This window comes from Cupriavidus sp. R6-3, from assembly GCF_059772245.1.
The window spans coordinates 1-15,620 of sequence record NZ_JCBAJO010000010.1; the positions used below are offsets into that span (position 1 = coordinate 1).

At 68.3% G+C, this 15,620-nt stretch carries 14 protein-coding genes; 4 read left to right on the plus strand and 10 right to left on the minus strand.

Features of this window, described 5'->3' with window-relative positions:
- Positions 1–16: 16 nt before the first annotated feature.
- From AC6EI8_RS03645 to AC6EI8_RS03655, 3 genes are all read right to left on the minus strand, one after another.
- Positions 17–265 (minus strand): hypothetical protein, encoded by a 249-nt coding sequence (locus tag AC6EI8_RS03645; protein WP_498381295.1) that lies wholly within the window; start codon positions 263–265, stop codon positions 17–19.
- Positions 266–574: 309 nt separating this feature from the next.
- The gene (locus AC6EI8_RS03650) at positions 575–1,999 is read right to left on the minus strand and encodes an amidohydrolase family protein (protein WP_498381296.1); all 1,425 of its coding nucleotides are present in this window, start codon (positions 1,997–1,999) and stop codon (positions 575–577) included.
- Positions 2,000–2,001: 2 nt separating this feature from the next.
- Positions 2,002–3,348, minus strand: coding sequence for a nucleobase:cation symporter-2 family protein (locus tag AC6EI8_RS03655; RefSeq protein WP_149318975.1), 1,347 nt, complete (start codon positions 3,346–3,348; stop codon positions 2,002–2,004).
- A 406-nt stretch (positions 3,349–3,754) separates the two neighbouring features.
- Here AC6EI8_RS03655 and AC6EI8_RS03660 point away from each other — a divergent pair, with 406 nt between their 5' ends.
- Entirely contained in the window at positions 3,755–4,789 is a 1,035-nt protein-coding gene (locus AC6EI8_RS03660; protein WP_498381297.1) for an AraC family transcriptional regulator, read from the plus strand.
- A 166-nt stretch (positions 4,790–4,955) separates the two neighbouring features.
- Here the strand turns inward: AC6EI8_RS03660 and AC6EI8_RS03665 are convergent, their stop codons facing one another.
- The 6 genes from AC6EI8_RS03665 to AC6EI8_RS03690 form a co-directional block, all read right to left on the minus strand.
- On the minus strand, positions 4,956–6,056 hold the full coding sequence (locus AC6EI8_RS03665; protein ID WP_498381313.1) for a CobW family GTP-binding protein: 1,101 nt from the start codon (positions 6,054–6,056) through the stop codon (positions 4,956–4,958).
- Positions 6,057–6,166: 110 nt separating this feature from the next.
- Positions 6,167–6,790 carry a UbiX family flavin prenyltransferase gene (locus AC6EI8_RS03670; RefSeq protein WP_265632490.1) on the minus strand — a complete coding sequence of 208 codons (624 nt, stop codon included), beginning with the start codon at positions 6,788–6,790 and terminating at the stop codon, positions 6,167–6,169.
- Complete coding sequence (locus AC6EI8_RS03675; protein ID WP_498381298.1) at positions 6,787–8,247, minus strand: UbiD family decarboxylase; 1,461 nt, start codon at positions 8,245–8,247, stop codon at positions 6,787–6,789. The genes AC6EI8_RS03670 and AC6EI8_RS03675 overlap by 4 nt, the downstream gene beginning before the upstream one ends.
- 84 nt (positions 8,248–8,331) lie before the next feature.
- Positions 8,332–9,246: an amidohydrolase family protein gene (locus tag AC6EI8_RS03680; protein WP_006578677.1), complete on the minus strand. Its 915-nt coding sequence runs from the start codon at positions 9,244–9,246 to the stop codon at positions 8,332–8,334.
- A gap of 142 nt (positions 9,247–9,388) precedes the next feature.
- On the minus strand, positions 9,389–10,291 hold the full coding sequence (locus tag AC6EI8_RS03685; protein ID WP_006578676.1) for an amidohydrolase family protein: 903 nt from the start codon (positions 10,289–10,291) through the stop codon (positions 9,389–9,391).
- Between the two features lie 366 nt (positions 10,292–10,657).
- Positions 10,658–11,401, minus strand: coding sequence for an SDR family NAD(P)-dependent oxidoreductase (locus AC6EI8_RS03690; RefSeq protein WP_498381299.1), 744 nt, complete (start codon positions 11,399–11,401; stop codon positions 10,658–10,660).
- Between the two features lie 198 nt (positions 11,402–11,599).
- Between AC6EI8_RS03690 and AC6EI8_RS03695 the strand changes: the two genes are divergently transcribed.
- The 3 genes from AC6EI8_RS03695 to AC6EI8_RS03705 all read left to right on the plus strand — a co-directional run bounded on the left by AC6EI8_RS03695 (position 11,600) and on the right by AC6EI8_RS03705 (position 13,982).
- Positions 11,600–12,229: a TetR/AcrR family transcriptional regulator gene (locus AC6EI8_RS03695; protein WP_498381300.1), complete on the plus strand. Its 630-nt coding sequence runs from the start codon at positions 11,600–11,602 to the stop codon at positions 12,227–12,229.
- 106 nt (positions 12,230–12,335) lie between these two features.
- The gene (locus tag AC6EI8_RS03700; protein ID WP_498381314.1) at positions 12,336–12,929 is read left to right on the plus strand and encodes a DUF6088 family protein; all 594 of its coding nucleotides are present in this window, start codon (positions 12,336–12,338) and stop codon (positions 12,927–12,929) included.
- A 6-nt stretch (positions 12,930–12,935) separates the two neighbouring features.
- Positions 12,936–13,982: a nucleotidyl transferase AbiEii/AbiGii toxin family protein gene (locus tag AC6EI8_RS03705; RefSeq protein ID WP_498381301.1), complete on the plus strand. Its 1,047-nt coding sequence runs from the start codon at positions 12,936–12,938 to the stop codon at positions 13,980–13,982.
- A 30-nt stretch (positions 13,983–14,012) separates the two neighbouring features.
- Here the strand turns inward: AC6EI8_RS03705 and AC6EI8_RS03710 are convergent, their stop codons facing one another.
- Positions 14,013–15,578: an MFS transporter gene (locus tag AC6EI8_RS03710; protein WP_498381302.1), complete on the minus strand. Its 1,566-nt coding sequence runs from the start codon at positions 15,576–15,578 to the stop codon at positions 14,013–14,015.
- Positions 15,579–15,620 lie beyond the last annotated feature (42 nt).

The following is a 15,620-nucleotide window of genomic DNA, read 5'->3' on the forward strand; positions in this document are numbered from 1 at the left end:
GTGGCACCTCCGGCTATCAGTCCGGCGGCTCGGGCAGCAAGAGCGGCGCCAGCGCTCCGCGCGGGCGCTCGGGCAGCGGCAGCGGTGGCACTTCCGGCAGCGGCACGGGTGGGACCTCTGGTAGCGGCGGCACCAGCGGGTCGGGCAGCGGTTCAACCGGCACCGGTTCGGGCAGCCCCGGAAGCCCCGGCAGTTCGGGCAGCACGGGCACCTCTGGCTCGGGCAGCACCGGAACGGGAACCGGCGGCCTCGGTACCGGGGGCATGGGTTCCGGCGGCGCCGGTGGCTCGGGCGGGACCAGTGGCGGCTCCGGCGGTTCGGGAGGGACCGGCGGCTCCAGCGGTCGCTAAGCCCGTTTGAGGCGCGCCGGCGACGGCGCGCCTCCAGACCCGTACCGAGGCCGTACTTGGGACGTACTTCGCGCCCTGCTCTCGCCCCACTCACGCCCCACTCACGCCCTACTCGAGCCCTACTCGAGCCCTACTCGAGCCCCACTCGGGCTCTGCGCGCGCCCTACTGGCGCGCTACTGGCGCCCCGCCCGGTCCCTGCTCGGGCCGCACGCACGCCCGACATTCAAGCCGCGATCCGCTGCAGCACCTGCATCGCGTCGTACGCCTCGCGGCGCAGTTGCTCCAGATCCAGTCCCACGATCGCGCCATCCTGCACGACCTGGCGTCCGCGCACGAACACGTGGCGCACCGGCGTCGGCTCGCCCGCCGCCACCGGCGCGGCGGCGAGATCGTGAAAGCCGTGAAAGCGCAGGCCTTTGAGGTCGTAGATCGCCAGGTCGGCCGACTGCCCCGGCGCCAGCGTGCCGATCCGCGGCAGGTCCAGCACCGCGGCGCCGCCGGCGGTGCCCCAGTGAATCACCTCCTCCACCGTGGTCTGCGCGGCGCCGCCGACCGCGCGGTGCACCAGCCAGGCAAAGTTCGCCTCGTTGACCATGCTGCCCGATTCATTGGAGGCGACGCCGTCCACCCCGAGCGAGATCCGCACGCCGGCGTCGGCGAGCGCGCGCACCGGTGCCACGCCGCTGCCCAGCCGCGCGTTGCTGACCGGACAGTGCGCCATGCCGGTACCGGTCGCGGCCAGCATGCGGATCTCGTCGGGCGAGAGCGTGACCAGATGCGCGAACCAGACGTCGGGGCCGAGCCAGCCATGCTCGCCGACGAATTCCACCGGCGTGCAGCGATATTTCTCGCGGCAGAAGCGCACGTAGTTGTCGGTCTCCGACAGATGCGTGTGCAGGCGCAGGCCGAGCCCGCGGCCGAACTCGGCCAGCTCGCGCAGCATCGCGGGCGGCAGCGAGAACGTCGGCGTGGTCGGCGCCACCGCGACGCGCCGCATCGCATCGCCGGCCGGGTCGTGATAGCGCGCCTTCAGCCGTTCGATATCGGCAACCATCTCGTCGAGCGTCTCCGGCACCAGCGCGGTCTTCGACATGCCGGGATGATCGGCGGCCGACTGGATCGCGCCGCCGCGGCACAGCACCAGCCGCAGCCCCATTTCCTCGGCCACGTCGAACAGCAGGTCGCCGGTCTCGGCGCCATGGCCGTGGTGATAGAGGTAATGATGATCGGCGCAGGTGGTGGTGCCCGACAGCAGCAGCTCGGCCATGCCGAGCCGCACCGCGGCACGCAGCACCTCGGGCGTGAAGGCCGCCAGGCGCGGATACGGCACCGCCGCCAGCCAGGCCTGCAGATCGGCATTGATGCCGGCGGGCACGGCCTTGAGCAGGTTCTGGAACAGATGGTGGTGCGTATTGATCCAGCCCGGATAGACCACGCAGCCCGTGGCATCGAGCACGCGTTCGCCCGGCAGCGGCGCAAGTCCGGCTGCGATCTCGGCGATGCGGCCGTCGCGGATGCGGATATCGGCCGCGCCGGCGCGCGCCGCCGGGCCCGCGTGGCCGGTCATCACCGCAGCGGCGCCGCAGATCAGCAGGTTGTCGAGCAGGTTCTCGCACGGGTTTTCGTTGATGGATTGGACTTCAGTCAAGATCAGATCTCCGGGGCATGTTCGCCGGCATGGGCCAGCGGTGCGTCACGGCCGGGCAGGCCGTTGAGCAGCAGGTTCAGGAAGACGGACACCACGCAGGCGATGATCACGCTGCTGTGCACGAACGGCTGCAGCGCTTCGGGCAGCTTCTCCAGCACCGACGGCATGATCACCGGCATCAGCGCGCAGGCCAGCGTGATGGCGACGATGGTCAGGTTCGAGCGGTTGTTCTCGTAGTCGACCTGACCCAGCGTCTTGATGCCCGCCGCGCCGACCACGCCGAACATCACCAGCGCGGCGCCGCCCAATGCGGCGGCCGGAATCGACGCGAACAGCGCGCCGATCTTCGGCACCAGCGCGACCGCGCACAGCAGCACGCCGCAGGTGGCGACGACCCAGCGGCTGCGCACGCCGGTCACGATCACCAGCCCCACGTTCTCCATGAAAGCGATATACGGAAAGGCCGCGAACATGCCGCCGATCGCGCTGGCCAGGCCGTTGGCGCGCAGGCCGTTGGTCGCCTCGCGTTCGCTGACCGGGCGCTTGACCAGATCGCCGATCGCGATGAACAGCCCCATCGACTCGACCATCTGCACAAGCATCACGATGGTCATCGTGACGATCGCGCCGATATCGAACACCGGCAGGCCGAAGGCGAACGGCTGCACCATCGTGAACCACGGCGCGCGCCGCACCTCGGCGAAGTCGCCCATGCCGAGCGCCGTGGCCACCGCCGCGCCGGCCAGCAGGCCGATCAGCACCGACAGATTGCGCAGGAACTCGCTGCCGTAACGGTTGATGGCCAGGATCAGCGCGACCACGCCAATCGCCACCGCGAAGAACACCGGCGCGCCGAACTGCGGCGCACCGCGCCCGCCGCCCAGCCATTGATAGGCGACGGGAAACAGCGACAGCCCGATCGCGGTGACGATGCACCCCGTCACCACCGGCGGGAAGAACTGCCGCAGCCGCCCGATCACCGGGGCCAGCAGCAGCGTGATGACGCCCGCGCCGATGATCGCGCCGCAGACGCCCTGGAAACCCAGCGAAGGATCGGTGCCGATCGCGATCACCGGTCCAACCGAACTGAACGCGACGCCCTGCATGATCGGCAGCCGCACGCCGAACTTCCAGAAGCCCACGGTCTGCAGCAGCGTGGCGATGCCCGAGGTGAACAGCGCGGTGCTGATCAGCAGCGTGGTCTGCGCCGGCGTCATCTTCAATGCGGCGGCAACGATCATCGGCACCGTGATCGCGCCCAGATAACTGACCAGCATGTGCTGGAAGCCCAGCGTGAGCATGGCGCGCGGCGGCAGCACCGCGTCGACCGGGTGTTGGGGCGAAGCCATCGTCGTCTCCTTGGTGGTGGCTGAAGGCGCTCGAAGCGGCGCCTGCAGCCACAGTAGCGGCCGCGCGTGGGCGGTCATAGCGCAATTGCGAAGGCGATAGGCGCAAAGCGCAGCGATGTGAGGCACGCGGTGCTGGTGCGTGCGGTGCTGGTGCGTGCGGTGCTGGTGCGTGCGATGCTGGTGCGGGTGGTGCTGGTGCGGGCGGTGCTGGTGCGGGTGGAGCGACGGTGATGCGGTGGTGGTGCGATGGTGGTGCGATGGACATGCGATGGCTGCCCGAAGACGACCGCGATGCCGCCGAGCGCTGCGGGTTTGTCCCGGCTTTGCCGTCGGCAAGGGCGGCCCTTACGATAGCGCGCACCGCCGTTGCGGGTGCCTGTCATCGCATCCTCTGCTCCGCCCTTCCATGCAGCCGCCTTCCGACGTTTCCGCGCCCGGCCTTGGCGCCGTCCATCGATTCCATGCCAGCGAACTGCCGCATGTGGAAGCGCTGTGCGCGCGGCTGTTCGGACCCACGCGGGTGCGGCCGCTCGACGCGCGCGCGCCGCTGCATGTCGAGGCCGAGCAATGCCATATCGGACAGCTGTCGCTGGTCGATATCCGCTACAGCACGGCGATGGAGATCGAGCCGCAGCCCGGCAAGGATGAGTACGTGATTCAGACCACGCTGGCGGGCCATTGCGAGGCGCTCACCGACGGCCAGTCGCAGCATTATCCGCACGGCAGTACGCTGGTCGCCTCGCCGACGCTGCGCACGCGGCTGCTGCTCAATGAGGATTGCGAACGCTTCTGCGTGGTGCTACGCCGGCGCGCGATCGAACATGCGTTCCGCGAGCATTTCGGCTTCGAGCCGCCGGCGCCGATCGCGTTCGCGCCGCGACTGGCCAGCGATGATGGCCTGAATGGCAATGGAGGGAATGGCCTGGCCGAGCGCTGGCAGGCGTTGGTGGGATATCTGCGCGCGGAGATGCGCACGCGCCGGGCCGGCGCCGCCAATCCAACCATCGACGCCAGCATCGAGCATATGGTGGTGTCGACGCTGCTGTTCGACCAGTTCTCCGGCGACGGCGCCACGCTGCCGCGGCGCTTCCAGCCGACGCTGCCTGCCTATGTCCGGCGCGCGATCCAGTATCTGCGCCGCAATCTCGATCGCCCGATCACGATGCGCGAACTCGCCGACCATTGCGGCGTGTCCGAGCGCTCGCTGCAGGTGGGCTTTCGGCGCAGCAAGAACGCGACGCCGATGGAATATCTGCGGCTGCTGCGCCTGCAGGGCGCGCGCGACAGCCTGCTGCGGGCGCCGCAGCAGCCCGGCGCGGTGACCGCGATCGCGCTGCGGCACGGCTTCGCGCATCTGAGCATGTTCTCGCGTGAATATCGGCGCGAATTTGGCGAGTTGCCGTCGGATACCTTGCGCCGGGCGCAGCGTCGCGAAGGATAGCGGCGCCGAGAAATAGCGGCGCGGAGAATGGCGGGGCGACGGGTAGCGGCGCGGATAGCGGCGCTTATGCGGGGAGCGAAATGACGGTGATCCAGGGCGCCCTACGCCCTACGCCCTACGCCCTACGCCCGCCGCCACGGCGCCGATGCGCCGCTACGCCCTCGCCTCAACGTGCCAGGCAGATCCCCAGCATCGTCTGCAGCCGACCGCGATCCAGGTTGCGGCCGATAAAGACCAGCTTGCTGTCGCGGGGCGCGTCCAGCCACGGCTCGCCCGCATGCAGGTCGAGCTGCCGGTGCACGGCCTGCAGGACATGGCGCCGCTCGCTGCCGGCGACGGCGACGATGCCCTTGATACGAAACAGGTCGTCCCCTTGCGCCGCCAGCAAGGCGCGGATCGCGCTGGCGAGACGGTCTCCGTCGAACGGCCGGTCGAATACCAGCGAGACCGAGGACACCGAGGGGTCGTGCCGGTGCGCGTGGTCATGAGCGTGGCCATGATCCTGGTCATGATCGTAGCCGTTGCCATGGTCATGGCCGCAATGCTCGTCGCAGACGTGGCCATGGTCGGCACCGTGGGGGGCGTGGTCGTGGTCGTGGTCATGCCCGTACTCGTCCTCGCTGTCGTCGAGCACCGCCATCCCCGGCGTAAACCCGCCAATCCCCAGGATCTGCCGCAGATCGACGCGCGCATAGTTCGAACGCAGGATCCGCGCGCCCTCGTTGAGCCGGCGCAGGCGCGCCTCCAGCGCGTCGACCGCCGCCGGATCGGCCAGGTCGGTCTTGTTGATGACGATGCGGTCCGCGGCGACGATCTGGTCGACCGCCTGGTTGTCCAAGCCGCGCAGCCGCGGATCGTCCAGATGGCTTTCGATATGCAGCGCGTCCACCAGCGTCACCACCCCGTCGAGCGCGACCTCGCGCGCGACTTCGTGGTCCATGAAAAAGGTCGCCGCGACCGGCGTGGGGTCGGCCAGGCCGCTGGTCTCGACGATGATGTGGTCGAAGCGTTCGGGCTGCGCCAGCAGCTTCTGCAGGATGCGGACCAGATCGGTCCGCACATCGACCACGCAGCAGATGCAGCCGTTGGTCATCTGGTAGATCTCCTCGTCCGAGCTGAGCACCAGATCCGAATCGACATCGACCTCGCCGAACTCGTTCTCGATCACCGCAATGCGGTGGCCGTGCCGCTCGGTCAGGATATGGTTCAGCAGCGTGGTCTTTCCCGCGCCGAGAAAACCGGTCAGGATCGTCACCGGTACCGGCACGGCCGCGCGCTCGGCAGGATGTGCGGCGGCTTGCTCGGCGGTGGCCGGGCGGACCCCTTCCGATGCAAGGGACGTCAGGGACGTCAGGGAATCAAGGGACGTAAGGGCATTCATCGTGTCTCCTCCTGCGCCATTGCCGCTGGCATCGCGTCGGCGGGCGCGGGACGCATCCCCTGCCAACGCGCGACCAGGCCGGCATGGTCGATATCGAACAGGTCGAGCGTGCGCCCGACGGTATGGTTGACCAGATCGTCGATGGTGCTGGGCCGGTGGTAGAACGCCGGCACCGGCGGCAGCACGATCGCGCCCATCTCGGTCACCGCGGTCAGATTGCGCAGATGGCCCAGATGCAGCGGCGTTTCGCGCGGCAGCAGCACCAGCCGGCGCCTTTCCTTCAGCATCACGTCGGCGGCGCGCGTGACGAGGTTGTCCGCGAGGCCATGCGCGATCGCCGCGAGCGTGCGCATCGAACACGGCGCCACTACCATGCCGGCGCAGCGGTACGAGCCGCTGGCGATGGTGGCGCCGATATCGCGCACGTTGTGCGCGACGTCGGCCAGCGCCTCGACCTCGGCGCGGCGCAGACCGAGCTCGTGCTGGATCGTCAGCCATCCCGACGGCGTCACCACCAGATCGGTGCGCCAGTCCGGCTGCTGCGCCAGCCACTGCAGCAGGCGCACGCCGTAGATCGCGCCGCTTGCGCCGGTGATGGCGACCACGAGACGCCGGCTCATGGGCGCCCCATCGCTTTGCCGAGCAGCCGCGCCGCGCGTGCCATCGCATCGTCGCCGATGCGCGCGCGGATGCCGTCGAACTGCGGGCCGCGCGTCGCATCGAGCCCCATGCGCGAGGTGGTGCCGGCGCCGGAGGCCGAGGGATCGAGCGCGCTGCCCGGCAGGCCGTCGACGACCACCACGTCCCGATGCGGCTGCAGATGCGTGGCGACCGCCCACAGCACCTCCTCGTCGCGCGTGATGTCGACATCCTCGTCGACCGCGATCACCGTCTTCAGGTACGGATCCCAGCCCAGCAGCCCCAGCATGACCTGGCGCGCCTCGCCGGCGCGCATCGGCTTGAGCGCGACATAGGCATGGAAATGCGTGCCCGAGCTCGGGTAGTGCACCGCGGTGACGCTGGGAAAACGCTCCTTCAGCTTCTCGACCATCTCGGACTCGCGCGGAATCCGCCCGAGGTTGAGGTGCTCGGCCGAATTGCCGCCGACCACGTCGATCAGCATCGCGTCGCGCCGGCGCAGGATCGTCTCGACGAGCAGCAGGTTGTTGGTCGAGCGGTCCGACGAATAGCCGGTGAACTCGCCGAACGGTCCCTCGTCGACGCGCGCCTCCGGATCGATCACGCCCTCCAGCACGATCTCGGCGCTGGCGGGTACCGCGATGCCATGGCGCGGCGTGCGCACGACCTCCAGCGGCGCGCCGAACAGGCCGCCGGCAACGTGGCGCTCGTCCACGCCGTACGGCAGGCGCGCCGCGCCAGCCAGCATGAACAGCGGATGCGCGCCGATCACCATCGCGACCGGCAAGGGCTGGCCGCGCGCGGCGGCCTGCTGCTGCATGCGCCACAGATGGCCGCGCGAATGCAGGCTGGTGGCGATGCCGGTGGCCGAATGCACCATCGAGCGGTGATAGCTGGCGTTACCGATGCCGGTCTCGGGGTCCTGCGCGATCAGGATCGCGTTGGTGATATAGGGACCGCGGTCGGTGGCGAAATGCCGGATCGCCGGGATCGTGCGCAGGTCGATGCCGTCGGTCTGCACGACCTCCAGCACCGGTCCGCGGTCGACCTCGCGCGGCGGCACCAGGCGGCGGCTGCGCGCCTGGTATTCCGCATGGATGCCGTCGGCACCGACGCCGAGCAGCCGGCCGACGCGCTCGCGCGAGGCGAACACATTGGTCACCAGCGGCGCGTCGAGTCCGCGCACGCGCTCGAACACCAGCATCGGATGGCGTCCCTGCGCGGCCAGCTGCCAGACCACGGCGGTCGCATCCTGGTCCGCACCCACCTCCTCGCCGATCACCAGCACATCGTCGGGATGCGCGGCCCGATAGGCCGCCAGAAAGTCGCGAAAGTCCTGCGAGGACGAATAGCGCCCGGGAGTGGGCCCGGGATGGAGCCCGGAACCGGGCCCCGAATTGAGCGCCGAATTGAGCCCCGAATTGAGCCGCGATGTCATCGATCTCTCCTTGTCACGCCGGCCGGGCGGCGCACGCTGGCGCTGCCCGGCCCGGACGCGTTGTCGGCCCGATCAGCGGCCCGTTCAGCGAAGACCGGCGTAGGTGTCGGTCAGGCGGGCCTGCGCCTCCTCCATCGTGCGCGGCGGCGGCGTGGTCTCCAGGCCGATCAGGCGGGCGATGTTGTTGCCCATGTAGTCCTCGAGCCCGTCCTCGTCCAGGTCCATGCCCTGCGGCGCGGGGCCGCACAGCATCTCCAGCTCGCGCAGCCACATGCCGGGCTCGTTCGGCGGCGTGTCGGTGCCGAACACGATCTTGTTGCGCGGCAATTGGCGGGCGAATTCGACGATGCGCGACTGGAAGCACCAGCCCGATTCGCAATAGACATTGGGCGTGTCCATCGCCATCCAGAACGCCTCGAACGAATAATTGCCGCCGGTCTGGATGCCGAAATGGCCGATGATGAAGTTGACCATCGGGAATTCGCGGATGATCGGATAGAACATCGTCGGAATCGTGTACGGCCCGTCGCCGGTATGGATCAGCACCACGACGTTGTACTTCGCACACATCTTCAAGGCGGGCCGCAGCCAATCGAGCGCGCGGTCGGGACGATAGCCGTGCATGTTGGCATGCAGCTTCATCATCTTGAAGCCGTATTCCTTGACGTGGTATTCGAGCTCGAGCGCGCCCTCTTCCGGGCCCCAGCGCGGATTGAAGGTGAAATTGCCGATGAAGCGGTCCGGATATTTCTGGCACAGCTCGGCCACATAGGCCATGTAGTCGCGCACGCCTTCGCGGCCGCGGCGATTGCCGTCGCGATAGCCGGTATTGCCGGGCGGCGGCTGGATAAAGCCCATATCGATGCGGCGCGGCTTGCCGTTGATGATGTAGGGGCCGTCCATCATCTTGAGCAGGCGCTCGCCGGTAAACGGTTCGCCGGTATGGCGCCAGGCCTCGTCGACGAGGTTGGTGGGATGCAGATGGGTGTCGATGATCATTGCAGTGGCTCCGTGCGGGGCTGCGTGGTCTGGAAGCGGTCGTGGGCGGGGATCGGGCGGCGATGGGAGCGGCGATGAGAGCGGCATGCGGGCCGCCATCGGTGCGCCATCGTCGCGCCATCCGAGCGCCATCAGGTCGTCATCAGGCGGCGAGCCTGGCGCGGGCCTCTTCGACCGTGCGCGGCACCGGCGTCGGTTCGAGGCCGATCATCCGCGCGACGTTGTTGCCGAGGTAGTCCTCGAGCGTGTCCTCGTCCAGATTGAGCCCCTGCGGCGGCTCGAAACACAGCACCTCCAGCAGGCGCAGCCACATGCCCGGCTCGTTCGGCGGCGTATCGGAGCCGAACAGGATCTTGTGCCTGGGCAACACCTTGGCGAATTCGACGATGCGCGACTGCAGGCACCAGCCCGATTCGCAATAGACGTTGGGCATGTCCATCGCCATCTGGAACGGCTCGAAGCAATAGACGCCGCCGGTCTGCACGCCGAAGTGGGCCATGATGAAATTGACCGTCGGGAATTCCTTGATCATCGGCACCCATTCGGTCGGGATGCTGTAGGGACCGTCGCCGGTATGCAGCTTGACCAGCACGCCCAGTTCCGCGCATTTCTGCAGCGCAGGACGCAGCCAGTCGAGCGCGCGGTCGGGCCGATAGGCGTGCATATTGGCCTGGAACTGGACCATCTTGAAGCCGAGCTTGCGCACGTAATGGTCGATCGCATTGACGCCGTTCTCGACGCCGCAGCGCGGGTTGTAGACGAAGCAGCCGATGAAGCGGTCGGGATATTTGCGCACCATCTCGACCGTGTAGGCCATATAGGCGTCGATCGATTCGCTGCCCGACCTGGTGCCGTCGGTCCAGGTGTAGATGGTGTTGCCTTGCGGCGGCTGGATGAAGGCGCGATCGATGCGGCGCGGCTTGCCGTTGATCAGGAATGGGCCATCCATCATCTGGATCAGGCGCTCGCCGGTGAAGGGCTCGCCATCGTGCCGCCATGCCAGATCGACCAGATTGGTCGGATAGCAACTGGTGTCGATGATCATGCGGGAGTCTCCTCGCAATGCTGCAGGTTGAAGGCATGCGGGACCGGGCCGGTCGTTGCCGACGGGCCGGGCGCGCGTTGCGTTCGGGAGCACTGTCGAGGGGAGCGTTGGAAGAATGCGCCACCGACAGTACTCCGTCAGTGAGCAATCTCCAGTTGAACGATCGCGGCATTGCGCCGCTGCTTGTTCAATCGACCGCTTCTACCCACGGCGCCTTTATACCGCCGCGGAAATTCGGATGTCAAGCGGGAAGCGTGGACGCGACGTTGCCGCGCCCGACCTTCCCCCGACCGCTCGATCGCGCTCGCTCGATCGAGTCGGTCAATCGATCGATCTGTCGTTCGATCGGTCCGGTCGTTCGATCGATCAGGCGTTGGCGCCGTTATCGATCGTCCAGGCCGCGCCGGTCACGGCCTGCGCCTCCGGCGAGGCCAGCAGCGCCACGACCGCGGCGACCTCATCGGGCGAGGCATAACGCTGCTGCCCCGCCATCAGCGAGCGCTGCCAGTCCGCATGCGGGCCATCGGGCGGGTTCATGTCGGTGGCCGTCGAACCGGGGTGCACCACATTGACCGTGATGCCGCGCGGACCGAGATCGCGCGCGAGGCCCTGCGTCATGCCGACCAGCGCCGCCTTGCTGGCGCTGTAGATCGACATCGCCTGCCCCGGCACGCGCACCGCCAGGCTGCTGCCGATCGAGATGATGCGACCGCCATCGGGCATCACCTCCGCCGCCGCCTTGATCGCGACGAAGGCGGCGCGCACGTTCACGGCCATCGTGGCGTCGAAGTCGTCGAGGGTCAGTTCGGCCGGCGAGCCCGCGCGGAAGATGCCGGCGTTGTTCACCAGGATATCGATCTTGCCGAACTGGGCGGCCGCGCGCGCCACCGCGTCGGCCACGGCCTTCGGATCGGTGTTGTCGGCGCGGATTGCCAGCGCCTGCCGTCCGTGCGCACGCACCTGGGCGGCGACCTGTTCGGCCTGCTGCTCCGAGCTGGCGTAGGTCAGCGCAACGTCGGCGCCGTCGGCCGCCAGGCGTCGCGCGATCGCCGCGCCGATGCCCCGGCTGCCGCCGGTGACCAGTGCCGTTTTTCCTTGCAGGGATGCCATGTCTTGCTCCTTGAACGTGGTGTTCAACGTGATCTTTCGGTTCGCCGGTCCGTCGCCCGACGGGCTGCCGGACCGGCATCGTGCGTTCCACCTAAAATCTGTACTTGTCGGTACAAATTTAAAGCGAATTATTGGCACGTTGTCGCCGACGGTCAAGGGATTTACTATCCGGTCAGTACAGAATTCACCGTTCCATCCATGAGCCAACGAGGAAGACCCCGCGCCTTCGACCGCGACACCGCCCTGCAGGCCGCCATGCGCGTGTTCTGGGAGCGCGGCTACGAACAGGCGTCGCTGAGCGAGCTGACGGCCGCGATGGGGATCAACCGCCCCAGCCTCTATGCCGCCTTCGGCGACAAGGCGCAGCTGTTCCGCGAGGCCACGGCGCTGTACCAGCGCACCATGAACTTCACCACCCCGGCCCTGGCGCGCCCCACCGCGCGCGCGGCGGTCGAGGCGATGCTGCGCGACAACGTCGAGGCCTATTGCGACCCGACGACCCCGCGCGGCTGCCTGGTGGTATCGGTGGCCGCCGCCTGCCCGGACGACGACAGCGAGATGAAGACCATGCTGTCGAGCAAGCTGCGCACGGTCGGCGAGTCGGTACGCCAGCGCCTGAAGCAAGGCGTCGAGGCCGGCGAACTGCCGGCCGACACCGACGTCGGCGCCCTTGCCGCGTATTTCGAAACGGTGCTGCAGGGCCTGTCGATCCAGGCCCGCACCGGCGCGTCACGCCAGCGGCTGCATCGCGTGGTGGATTGCGCGATGCGGGTGTGGGATGGCTTCTCGCCGGAGCCGAAGAAGCGGTCGGCGGGCCGTCAAACTTAATCCCTGCCTAGTGTCTTGGCGGCCGGCGCGGCCGGCTGCCTCGTCATTCTGTTTGCCGGTTGTCAGAAACTGATATATATTTATGACACCGATGAAGGACACGACCATGCAGCCCCTTGCCCAACGCATCCTCGAATACGCAACCGGCTTGCCGGAAGGCACGCCGCTGGTCGCCAAGGGCTTGCTGCACCTTGGCAATCGGGCAGCGATCGACCAAGCGCTTTGCCGCCTGACGCGCCGGAGTGCCCTGCTGCGCGTCGAACGCGGGATCTATGCGGTGCCGGTATCCACCCGATTCGGTACGCGCGCCCCGGCAGCTTCCGCCGTGGTGGAGGGCTTGGCTCAGCAGCGCGGGGAAACCGTGGTACCGCATGGCGCCGCAGCGGCAAACGAATTGGGGCTGACCACGCAGGTCCCCGTGCGGGCGGTGTATTTGACTTCAGGCCGCAGCCGCACGCTCAAGCTGGGGGCCCAGACCATCGAGTTCCGGCACGCGCCCCGATGGCAACTGGTCCTTGCAGGACGTCCGGCTGGCAAGATCCTGCGTGCCTTGACCTGGCTCGGACCGCAGCACGCCAATGAAGCGATCCGGAAGCTGCGGCCGCTACTGTCGGCATCGGACCTCGCCGAAGTCGCGTCGTCGCGCGGCCAGCTGCCGACGTGGATGGCCAAGGAAGTCAGTACCCTGCTGCAGCATTGATCCAACGTGACGGAATTCTTCAGCCTGTCCCGGGCGGAGCAACGGGACGCTCTCGAAGTGGTCGCGACGCGCTCCGGCAGGCCACCGCACCTGCTTGAAAAAGATCTGTGGGTGGTTTGGTCGCTGCGGCATCTCTTTGCGAGCTCCTATTCCGATCATCTGGTCTTCAAGGGCGGCACCTCGCTGTCGAAGGCGTATGGCGCGATACGGCGTTTCTCCGAAGACATCGACCTGACCTATGACATCCGGGCGATTGCCGGCGGCCTGATCGGAGATGCCGGCGAACCGCTGCCGCCAAACCGGAGTCAGGAGAAGCGATGGAGCAAGGCGATCCGTGCGCGCCTGTCGGCCTGGGTCGCGGCACAGGTCCTTCCGTCGATCCAGCATGAATTGGCCCGGCAGCGGCTGCCTGCGATCGCCCGCGCGGAAGGCGACAAGGTCTTCATCGCCTATGAGCCGTTGTCCGGGGGAACAGGCTACGTTTCCCCTATCGTCATGCTTGAGTTCGGTGCACGATGTACCGGCGAGCCTTGTCACTCACGCCCGATCCAATGCGATGCGGCCACGCACCTTCCCGAGATCGCATTTCCCGGCACCACCGCGCGCGTGATGCGTGCCGAGCGCACATTCTGGGAAAAGGCCACGGCGATCCACGTCTTCTGTGCTCAAGGCGAATTCCGTGGCACCGCACGGTTCGCCAGGCATTGGCATGATCTGGTGCGTCTCGACGATGCCGGGCTCGCCGATGCCGCCATTGCCGATCGCGGTCTTGCACACGCCGTCGCACAGCACAAAGGCGTCTTCTTCGCCGAGAAATCCCCTGATGGCGCCCCGATCGACTATGGCTTGGCAGTGTCCGGAGGATTGCAGTTGGTGCCCGGCGACAAGGCGCTCACGGCATTGGCGGCCGACTATCAACGCATGGTCGACGACGGCCTCCTGCTAGACGAAGGCGAGCCGTTCGAAACCCTTCTGGAGCGCTGCGCCACCATCGAGCGCAAAGCGAACAGACTGGCGCGCAACACAGGCACACTGACCGAAAAGACGCTCTGACCCGGGCTTTTCGCGCCTCGGCGGAGCGGATCACCCCGCCGCATCGCGTGGGAATCGGATGCCGCGCGCCAGCAGCATGGCGGCCAACGCCGATAGCGCCACCACGGCTGCGGCGGCGTGCCAGCCCCAGGTCTCGATGGCCGCGCCCACGGTAACGGGCCCGACCACCTGCCCCAGATTGCTGCCCTGCATCAGCAGGCCGACCACCACCGGGACCAGCGCGGCGGTTGGTGCCGCCACGGGCGCGCTCGACAGCAAGGTGGCGGGAATCAGGCCGCCCACCGCCGAGAACAGCAGGCATAGCAGGAAGGTCGGCACGTCGCCGAACACCGGCAGGAAGATGCCGAGCGCCGCCAGGCCCATCGTCGCGCAGGTGCCGCCCACCAGCACGGGCCGCGACACGCCGCGCGCCAGCAGATAGCCGGCCGCCAGATTGCCGATCATGTTGGCGCCGATCGCGAGCGCGGTCAGCAGCCCCACCATGCGGTGCGAGGCGCCGATCCGCTCGATCAGCAGCACCGGCAGGAAGCTGAACAACGCGAAGAACATCAGGCTGTAGAGCGCGAAGCAGGCGGCCAGCCGCAGCGGCTGCGCGGCGCGCAGCACCGCGGCCATATCGGCGCGCATGCCGGCAACGCCGCGCGACGGCGACGGCGACGGCGATGGCGACGGCGATGGCGACGGCGATGGCGATGGCGATGGCGATGGCGTTGGCGTTGGCGTTGGCGTTGGCGTTGGCGTTGGCGTTGGCGTTGGCGTTGGCGTTGGCGTTGGCAACTGCGACTGCGACTGCGACTGCGACTGCGACTGCGACTGCGACTGCGACTGCGACTGCAACTGCGACTGCGACTGCGACTGCGACTGTGACGGCGACGGCGACTGCGACCGGGACTGCGATTGCGATTGCGATTGCAATGGCGACTGTGACTGCCATTGCGATTGCGGTGACCATTGCGATTGCGATGGCGATGATCGCTGCGTCAATGCCTGCCACCGCGCGCAGGCGGGTATCGCGAGCCGCGCCGCCGCCATCGCGACGACGGCCAGCGCCGCGCTCCCCCACCAGAGTCCGCGCCAGTTGCCGAACAGCGGACCGGCGAGCATCGCCAGCGCCATGCCGGCCGGCATGAAGCAGCTCCACAGCGCAAAGGCGAAATCGCGGCGCTGCAGCGGCACCACGCGTTGCAGCACCGCGGGCCCGGCCACCGCGATCAGCAGGAAGCCCAGCCCTTCGACGAAACGCGACGCCATCAGGGCCGGCAGCGTCGGCGCCAGCGCGCCGGCGCAGGCGCCCACCACCACCGCGAGCAGACCGCCCAGCAAGACCCGCCGGTCGCCGAAGGCGGGCACCAGCGCGCCGGCCGGAATCCCGCCCAGCGAGCCGAGCACCGCGACGATCGCCATCAGCCAGCCGGCCTGCGCCAGGGTCGCGCCAAGGTCAGCCTGCAGCATCGGCATCGCGATCGCGGCCTTGCCGACCTGCAACGCCGCCACGACCCCGGCGCCGACCACCACCGCCACGGTCAGCCACATCGCAGCCTGGCTGGACGGCGCGGCGGCCATCGGCGCTGCCTCGCCGGAAGGTGCGGCGGCCATCGGCGCTGCCTTGCCTGACGGCGCTGGCGCTATCTGCGCCGT